This window comes from Streptomyces sp. NPDC029216 (assembly GCF_040648015.1).
GTDB lineage: Bacteria > Actinomycetota > Actinomycetes > Streptomycetales > Streptomycetaceae > Streptomyces.
Window position 1 is genome coordinate 1 of the sequence record NZ_JBEZWL010000231.1, and the last position, 7,884, is coordinate 7,884.

General features: G+C 72.5%; 5 protein-coding genes and 1 pseudogene. 4 read left to right on the forward strand and 2 right to left on the reverse strand.

Features of this window, described 5'->3' with window-relative positions; all coding sequences use genetic code 11:
• Positions 1–877 precede the first annotated feature (877 nt).
• A complete protein-coding gene (locus AB0F18_RS37625; RefSeq protein WP_362069555.1) occupies positions 878–1,087 on the reverse strand; it encodes a hypothetical protein in 210 nt (69 codons plus the stop codon).
• Positions 1,088–1,253: 166 nt separating this feature from the next.
• On the opposite strand from AB0F18_RS37625, the gene AB0F18_RS37630 reads away from it, so the two are divergent.
• Both AB0F18_RS37630 and AB0F18_RS37635 read left to right on the forward strand, forming a co-directional pair.
• A complete protein-coding gene (locus AB0F18_RS37630; protein ID WP_362069558.1) occupies positions 1,254–2,378 on the forward strand; it encodes a DUF5937 family protein in 1,125 nt (374 codons plus the stop codon).
• Between the two features lie 228 nt (positions 2,379–2,606).
• Positions 2,607–4,157, forward strand: a complete 1,551-nt coding sequence (locus AB0F18_RS37635; protein ID WP_362069561.1) for a M28 family metallopeptidase — start codon at positions 2,607–2,609, stop codon at positions 4,155–4,157.
• Between the two features lie 72 nt (positions 4,158–4,229).
• Here AB0F18_RS37635 and AB0F18_RS37640 read toward each other — a convergent pair whose 3' ends face one another.
• A complete protein-coding gene (locus tag AB0F18_RS37640; protein ID WP_362069564.1) occupies positions 4,230–5,144 on the reverse strand; it encodes a hypothetical protein in 915 nt (304 codons plus the stop codon).
• Positions 5,145–5,326: 182 nt separating this feature from the next.
• On the opposite strand from AB0F18_RS37640, the gene AB0F18_RS37645 reads away from it, so the two are divergent.
• The gene (locus AB0F18_RS37645; RefSeq protein WP_362069567.1) at positions 5,327–6,589 is read left to right on the forward strand and encodes a CapA family protein; all 1,263 of its coding nucleotides are present in this window, start codon (positions 5,327–5,329) and stop codon (positions 6,587–6,589) included.
• An 89-nt stretch (positions 6,590–6,678) separates the two neighbouring features.
• A pseudogene (locus AB0F18_RS37650) lies at positions 6,679–7,884 on the forward strand (HAMP domain-containing protein); the annotation flags it as partial.

The window sequence follows — 7,884 nt, forward strand, 5'->3', positions numbered from 1 at the left end:
CGACAAACACGACAACGCATCCCTGCCTCACCGAACCGAAACCCACTCCCACCAGCGGAAAGCCAACGATCACGTTCGATAAGACAACAGGTTCTTGGCGTCAGACGGCCGTCCTGGGCTGATACGTGCACAGCAGGACGAGGAGATAGTCCTCCGGACCCACCAGGCGCCCCAGATCGCTACGCGCTCCCCTCGTCTCAGCGTCCGGCCCCCATCTTGGGCTTGTACCTGCACCCCAGGACGACAGGGACGTCATCCCGGCCCAGGACGGCCGTCGGACGCTGGGCAAAGAGGAGCGCGTAGCGATCTGGCGCGCCAGGGGCGTCCGGAGGACTATCTCCTCGTCCTTGGGTGCGGGTATCGGCCCCAGACGGGCGGCGGACGCCGAAATCTGGGCAGCGCGTAGCGATCTGGGGCGTGGGTTGCCCCTGGGCCCGGATCAGGATCTGAAGGGGCCGGATGCCCGGCGAGGCGGACCCGGCCTGCTCGCCTCATCGCTGATCCGGCCGCATGTCCAATAAGGAACCGGCCCGTCCTTTTGGGGGTTTCCCGACAGTCCTTGTCTTTCCGGGGCGGGACGGGCTGTCAAGGGTGGCCGAAGGCCATCGCGAAGCGACGCGACCGAAGGGAGCGCCCTTGACAGGCCGGCCCGAACCGGAAGGACAGTGGGACTGACGGGAAAGCCCCAAGGCTGCTCTGAGACCGCCCCACCGGGACCCCGCCCACCCCCGACCCCGCCCCCCTGTTCAACGCAGCCCGACGGCATCCCGCCGCCGGGCCACCTGCCCGCACCCGGGGAGGCGGGTGGGCAGCCACCGACCCGCCCCCGACCCCTCGCGGGGGCGATGGCCGGCCCCCACCGCGAGCCCCCGCCCCCTCAGCACACCCCCGTCCGGTGGAAGGCCCGGGACAGGGCGTGGCGCCAGGGGTGGGTCGTGGGGGCGCCCGAGACGGCGGCTTCGAACTGGGCCGCCGTGCGGAGCGAGCGCAGGGTGGCCAGGTCGTGGCTGCCCGGGGGCGGGGGCAGGGGGGTGCCGTGCTGGGCGGCGCGGTAGGTGTCGATGAGGTACTGCTCGATGGCTGTCATGCATCCACCCTCACCCCGTCGGACGCACGGCGCGCGTCGATTGACGGCGGTAGTCAATCGACGCCTCCCACCTGCGGCGGAGCACCCGGGCCGCCACCCGGAGGGGCGCACGTCGAGCCGTGCCCCCGGGCCTTCCCCCGCCGCCCGGACCGGCCAGAATGTGGCCATGAGCGTCACCATCGACATCGCCGGGCTCCCCGTGGAGCGGATCGACTTCGCGCCGTCCCCGCTCGCCGAGCTCTGCATGACGCTGCACGCGCTCTCGCAGCCCGCGCACCACCCGGGGCTGCACTCCTGGACGAGGACCACCACAGCCTCGCTCGACCCCTGCTTGGCCGAGCGGCTCCTTGAGGCCGATTTCATGTGGCGCAGTTCCTTCTCCGACATCTTCATGGCCTTCGCCGGCATCCCCGGCGGCAGCGGCCGCCCCGGCGCGACGCTGGCCGAGGAGCTGGACGTGCTCGACCGGATGGACGACGAGCGGTTCGTGATGGCCGCGCTGGAGCACTGCTGGCTGGCCCTCTACAACGAGGGCGGCGGCCCGTCCCCGCTGTCCGACGCCACCGCCCGGGCCAAGGCGCTGGAGACGGCGGCCGCGCGCGGTCCGGCACGGCTGGAGTTCACCCGGCGGCTGCTGGGGGACCCCGCCACCGTCCGCGTGTGGCTGCGGCGGCTGCTGGAGGACTGTGACGAGGCCTTCTTCGCCGAGACCTGGCGGCGGATCGAGCCGCGGCAGACCGCGGACGCCCGGCACAAGACGGAGGTCCTGCGCCGCAAGGGGCTGCCCGCCGCGCTGCGGGAGGTGTCCTCGGCGCTGAGCGTGGACGAGGCGCTGACCACGATCACCGCCGACAAGATGGTCACCGGCCAGGCCACCGCCATGGACCCGGAGGTGGGGCCGGGGCTGCTGTTCGTGCCGACCAACTTCGGCTGGCCGCACCTGCTCGTGCTGCACGCGCCCGGCTGGATGCCGGTGATCCACTACCCGCTGGGGTCGCCCGAGCTGGCCTCCGAGCCCCCTTCGGTGGAGCTGGTCCAGCGCCGGATGGAGGCGCTGGCGCACCCCATGCGGATGAGGCTGTGCCGCAGCCTGGCGAGGGCCCCGTACACGACGAGCGAACTGGCCCGGGTGTACGGCATATCCGCGCCGGAGGTCTCCCGTCACCTGGCCGTGCTGAAGAAGGCGGGGCTGACGCAGACGCACCGTCAGGGGCGGTACGTCCAGCATCAGTTGGATCTGTCCGTGGTCTCCCGGATAGGTCCCGACCTCATAGAGGGCATCCTGCGCTGACGGCGAGCCGCTCCGCCCTCCGGACGGTGGCCGGTTCTCGCTGTTTTCCGTCGGCGCGGACGCACCGATATCCGGATTTCACAAACCGGAAGCAGTGAAAAGCCTGGCGACGGCGGCGGGTTGCTGCCTAACGTGCCCCCACCTGTTCCCCCGCACCCCGTTCCCCCATTTCCTCGTTCCGCCGTACCCCGTTCCCTTGCAGTCGCTCCGTGCCGTGAAAGGACTTTCATGCCTTCTCGCCGTATAGCCGCAGCAACCGCCGCCCTGGCCGCCGCGGCACTCGTCTCCCCGCTGCTCCTCGCCGGCCCGGCCGGGGCGTCGAGCCCGCAGAGCGACGCCGCCCGGGGTGACGCCCTGGCCAGGAAGCTGGTCAAGGAGGCGACCGGGAAGGGCGCCAACAACCACCTGAAGGTCTTCCAGTCGATCGCCGACTACAACAACGGCACCCGGGTGGCGGGTTCGAAGGGGCACGAGCAGTCGGCGAAGTACGTGGAGGCCGTGCTGAAGGCGGCCGGGTACGAGGTCTCGCGGCACGAGTTCGACTTCGTGTACGTCGAGACGGTCGCCGAGACGCTGAAGGTCAACGGCGCGAACGGCCGCGACGTCCCGCTGAAGCTGATGACGTACACGGCGAGCGGCCCCGAGGGCGGCGTCACCGCCCCGGTCGCCGTCGCCCCGGTCGACGCCGACGGCTCGAACGGCTGCGAGGCCGCCGACTTCGCGCCCGGCGCCTTCACCGGCAAGATCGCCCTGATCAAGCGCGGCGGCTGCCCCTTCGCGGCGAAGCAGGCGAACGCGGCGGCGGCCGGAGCCGTCGGCGCGGTCATCTACAACAACACCGCGGGCGCCCTGAACGGCACCCTCGGCGACCCGAACGCGGGCAAGGTCCCGACCGGCGGCATCAGCCAGGCCGACGGCGAGAAGCTGGCGGCGGAGGCCGCGGCCGGAACGGTGAACGTCACCCTCGACGTCCGCCAGTTCCGCGAGAACCGCAAGACCTTCAACGTGGTCGCGGAGACGAAGGGCGGCGACCCGGACAACACCGTCTTCCTCGGCGCGCACCTGGACTCGGTCGCGGCCGGACCGGGCATCAACGACAACGGCTCCGGCTCGGCAGGCATCCTGCAGGTCGCGCAGCGCCTGGCGAGCGAGCAGAAGAAGGTCAAGAACAAGGTCAAGTTCGCCTGGTGGTCGGCGGAGGAGTTCGGCCTGCTCGGCTCGGAGGCGTACGTCGCCTCGCTGACGCCGGAGCAGAAGAAGCAGATCAGGCTCTACCTGAACTTCGACATGATCGCCTCGCCGAACGCCGCCTACTTCGTCTACGACGGCGACGACTCCGACAAGGTCGGCTCGGGCCCCGGCCCGGAGGGTTCGGCGCAGCTGGAGAAGCAGATCACGGACTTCCTCGACGCGCAGAAGATCCCGCACGAGGGCAGTGACTTCACCGGCCGCTCGGACTACGGCCCGTTCATCGAGGCGGGCATCCCGTCCGGCGGTACGGACACGGGCGCCGAGGGCATCAAGACGCCGGCGCAGGCCGCGAAGTTCGGCGGTCAGGCGGGCGTCGCCTACGACGTGAACTACCACGGCAAGGGCGACGACATCACCAACATCGACCAGAAGGCGCTCGACATCAACGTCGACGTGATCGCGAACGCGGTCGGCCACTACGCCCACGACCTGGCCCCGCTGTCGCAGCCGGTCGTCTCGACGCCGACCACCGGCTCCGGCAACGGCGGCGGCCTGCGCCCGGGTCACGACCACGAGGTCGCGGAGTAACCGGCGCGGTCCAGCGGTACCGAGGGGCCGGCCTCCCGCAGGGGCGCCGGCCCCTCGGCCGTGCCCGGGGCGCTACGCCCCCGCCCAGCCCGCCGTGACGGACGCGATCGCGCGCGCCGTCTCCTCCCGCCGGGCGGGGTCGGCGCGGACGGAGCGGGCGAGTTCCAGGTGGAGGAAGCGCGTTCCGAGCTCGGCCGCCAGCCGGCCCTGGGCGTTGCCGCGGCCGGACATCCTGCAGCTGCCGCTCCACGCCCGGCAGGGGTGTACGCCCCGGGTGGCCAGCTCGGCCGCGAGCCGCTCGGCGTCGGCGACCGCCGCCCTGCCCGCGCCGGTGGAGACGACGGCGCCGGAGCCGGGGACGGTGGAGTCGGCGAAGCCGTGCAGCTGGATGCCGGGCAGGCCGCGCCGGGTCAGCTCGGCGATGACGGCGTGGAAGACGGAGTCGGTGCGGTGCGCCATGTCGGCCGCGCCGGTCCCCCCGCCTCCGGTCTCGGCCCCGGTTCCGGTCGCGTCCCCGCTCCCGTCGTCCCCCTCGCCCTCCCCCTCGCCCCCGGCCTCGCCGTCGACCCCGCCCGGGCCGCCGGCCGCCTTGCGGTGCGCGCCCGCCAGGACCATGACCCCGCCCGGGGCCCCGCGCAGGACGGCGACCCCGAGCCGTTCGGTGTCCTGGTCGGCGATCGGGTGCGGGACCTGTACCGACCAGCGCACCGGTGCGCCCAGGTCGAGGTAGACCCGGCCCCAGCCCCGGTTGGCGGAGCCGGAGGCGCCGGTGCGGGCGGCGGCGTCCGCGACCTCGGCGTAGCGACGGCCGCCGGGGCCGTCGGTGAAGGTGTCGAGGCGGTAGTCCACGTCGGCCAGCCGGATCCGGGCCTTTTCGACATCCCCGTCGAACAGGGATGAAACGCCCTCCAGCAAAGCGGCCCTCTCCGCTTCCGTGGGGGCCCGATAGCCGCCGCGCACCCCGAATTCGGAGGTGAATCGGGTCACCCGGCCGAGCAGATCGGTGGCCTGCGCCACAGGGGGCGGAACCGATACCTCCGCCCTTTTGACCGAATTGGTCGGACGAAAAGCGACATAACCGACGATCATCATGATCATCACGCAAATGATCACTGGGATCGTTATGTTTTTCGTCAATTTCGCCGTCATCACTGGCTGAAAATAACCGAATGAATCCCCGCCCCACCCGACTGGTCTCCCCCAGGGCCCTCGCCGCGCTCCTCTCCGCGCCGCTGAGCCTCGCCCTCGCGGGATGCGGCCCGTTCGGCGGGGACAGCGGGCACGGTGGCGACGCCGGGACCAGCGCCGCCGGCAGGAGCGGCCGGTCCTTCTCCGTCGCCGCGGCCGGCGACATCCTCATCCACCCCCAGCTCACCGACCAGGCCGCGCGGGACGCACGGGCGGCCGGGCACGCGGGGTACGACTTCGACCGGATCATGGCGGGCGTCAAGCCGGTCATCAGCAAGGCCGACCTCGCGATCTGCCACATGGAACCGGTCCTCGGCGAGCCCGACGGCCCCTTCCAGACCTATCCCGACTTCCTCGTCCCGCCCCAGATCGCCAAGACGGTCAAGAACGTCGGGTACGACACCTGCTCCACGGCCTCCAACCACACCCTCGACCACGGCCCCGAGGGCGTCTACCGCACCCTCGACACCCTGGACCGCGAGGGCCTGAAGCACGCCGGCTCCGCCCGCACCCAGCAGGAGGCGGACAAGCCGAACATCCTGGACGTCAAGGGCGTCAAGGTCGCCCAGCTCTCCTTCGCCTCCGGCTTCAACGGCAACGAGGTCCCCCAGGACAAGCCCTGGCTGGCCAACCTGATCAGCGTCAAGGCCGTCGCCGCCGCCGAGAAGCGGGCCCGCGCCGCCGGCGCCGAAGTGGTGATCCTCTCCGTCCACTGGGGCCGCGAGCACCAGCCCGACCCCAGCGGCCCGCAGCTGGAACTGGCCCGCAAGATCACCAAGGAGACCGGGGTCGACCTGGTCATCGGCCACCACGCCCACGTCGTCCAGCCGATGGAGAAGATCGACGGGACCTGGGTCGCGTACGGGCTCGGCAACCAGCTCGCCCGCCACGACGTACCCAGCGGCCTCACCGAAGAGGGCGCCATCGGCTGGTTCGACTTCACCGAGAAGAACGGGAAGTGGGAGGTCCAGGCCCGCTTCGTGCCGACCTACACCGACATCCCGCCGGACCGCGAGAGCACCCCCGGCACCGACCTGCCGGGCACCGCCGCCGCCCCCGTACGCGACCACCGGCTGGTCGACGTGGCCGCCGCCCTCGCCTCCGGCACCACCCCCGACGGCAGGAAGCTGCTGCCCGAGCAGCGCGCCCGCTACCGCCTGGCCTTCGAACGCACCCGGGGCACCCTGCTCAACCGCGGCGCCGCCGAGGACGGGCTCCGCCCGCTGCGGGAACTGCCCGACTGATGCGCGCACGCCCGCCCGTAAGCCCGTAGACCCGAACCCGCAGGGACACCCCCGCGCGCACGACCTCCCCGCCAGGAAGGACCCCCGCTGTGGCCGCTTCGCCCCCCAAGCGACGGCGCAAGGCCCGCCGCAGGGCCGACATGTCCCTGCTCGGCGGCATCAGGCCCCCGATCACCGTCCTGTCGGTCCTGCTGCTCGCCCTGGCGGGGTTCACCGCGATGAGCCTGGGCAGCGTCCGCGAGGACCGGCTGCCACAGGCCGTGCTCACCTCGCAGCAGCACTTCGCCGAGGACGGCGCCATCGCGCTGCGCGCCTCCCTCGACGAGAGCGTCACCGACCTCAACCGGGCCGCGGACCTGTTCTCCGCGGGCAAGCCCGTCCCCCCGGACGCCGTGCTCGACCGGATCGGCAGCGTCTACCAGAAGTGGCGCGGCACCGCCGTCGTCGAGATCGCCTCGGGCCGGCTGCTGGCCGCACGCGGCGAGAACCTCCCGCTGACGGCCGTCGACCGCACGAAGCTGTCCGGCGAGGGCGGCCTGGCCCCCCGCATGGTCACCCTCGCCAACGGCGAGACCCGCCTGCTGACCCTCTCCCTCCTCTCCTGGAAGGACCAGCCCCAGCAGCTGCTGGTCGCCTCCAGCAGCCTGCGCTTCCCCGGCATCAGCCTCGGCGACTTCCGCAGCATCGCCGTCGTCGGCGCCGACGGGACCATCCTCAGCACCGACGGCATGCCCGAGCCGGAGATGCTCCTCAGCGACAACCGGCGCGCCGACCTCAAACGCGACACGAAGCAGCTGGCCTCCTTCGCCAGGACCGCCGCGAAGAAGACGAAGGCGAACCCGCTGACCGTGAAGGAGCCCGGCTCGGGCGGCTTCCCCGGCGTCAGCGGCAGCCTCATGGGCGGCGAGACCAGCGGCGAACGGGCCGCCGCCGGGTACGCCCGCCTCGCCGGACCGCAGGCCGGCGTCGGCACCAGCGCCACCGCCCTGGAGCTGACCGTCGTCGCGATGACCGACATCTCCCAGAACCCCTCCCGGGCCACCGACGCCTTCGCCGGGCTGGTCCTGGCCGGCGCGCTGCTCCTGGTCGGCGCGCTCGTCATCGCCCTGCTGGTCGCCACCGTGCAGCGGCCGCTGATGACCCTGTTCCTGGAGAGCCGCCGGCTGACCCGCGGCGACCTCACCCGCCCCGTGACCATCCCCCGCGGCGGGGAGGCCGCGCGGATCGCCCTGGCCCTGGACCGGCTGCGCGGCCAGCTCCGCGACCGCGACCGCGACGGCGCGGCCGCCCCCGCC

What these genes read in the sequence shown, in the direction of transcription:
- AB0F18_RS37635 (WP_362069561.1), top strand. Translation starts at nt 2,607, where the DNA reads ATGCCTTCTCGCCGTATAGCCGCAGCAACCGCCGCCCTGGCCGCCGCG.
- AB0F18_RS37630 (WP_362069558.1), top strand. Translation starts at nt 1,254, where the DNA reads ATGAGCGTCACCATCGACATCGCCGGGCTCCCCGTGGAGCGGATCGAC.
- AB0F18_RS37645 (WP_362069567.1), top strand. Translation starts at nt 5,327, where the DNA reads ATGAATCCCCGCCCCACCCGACTGGTCTCCCCCAGGGCCCTCGCCGCG.
- AB0F18_RS37625 (WP_362069555.1), bottom strand. Translation starts at nt 1,087, where the DNA reads ATGACAGCCATCGAGCAGTACCTCATCGACACCTACCGCGCCGCCCAG.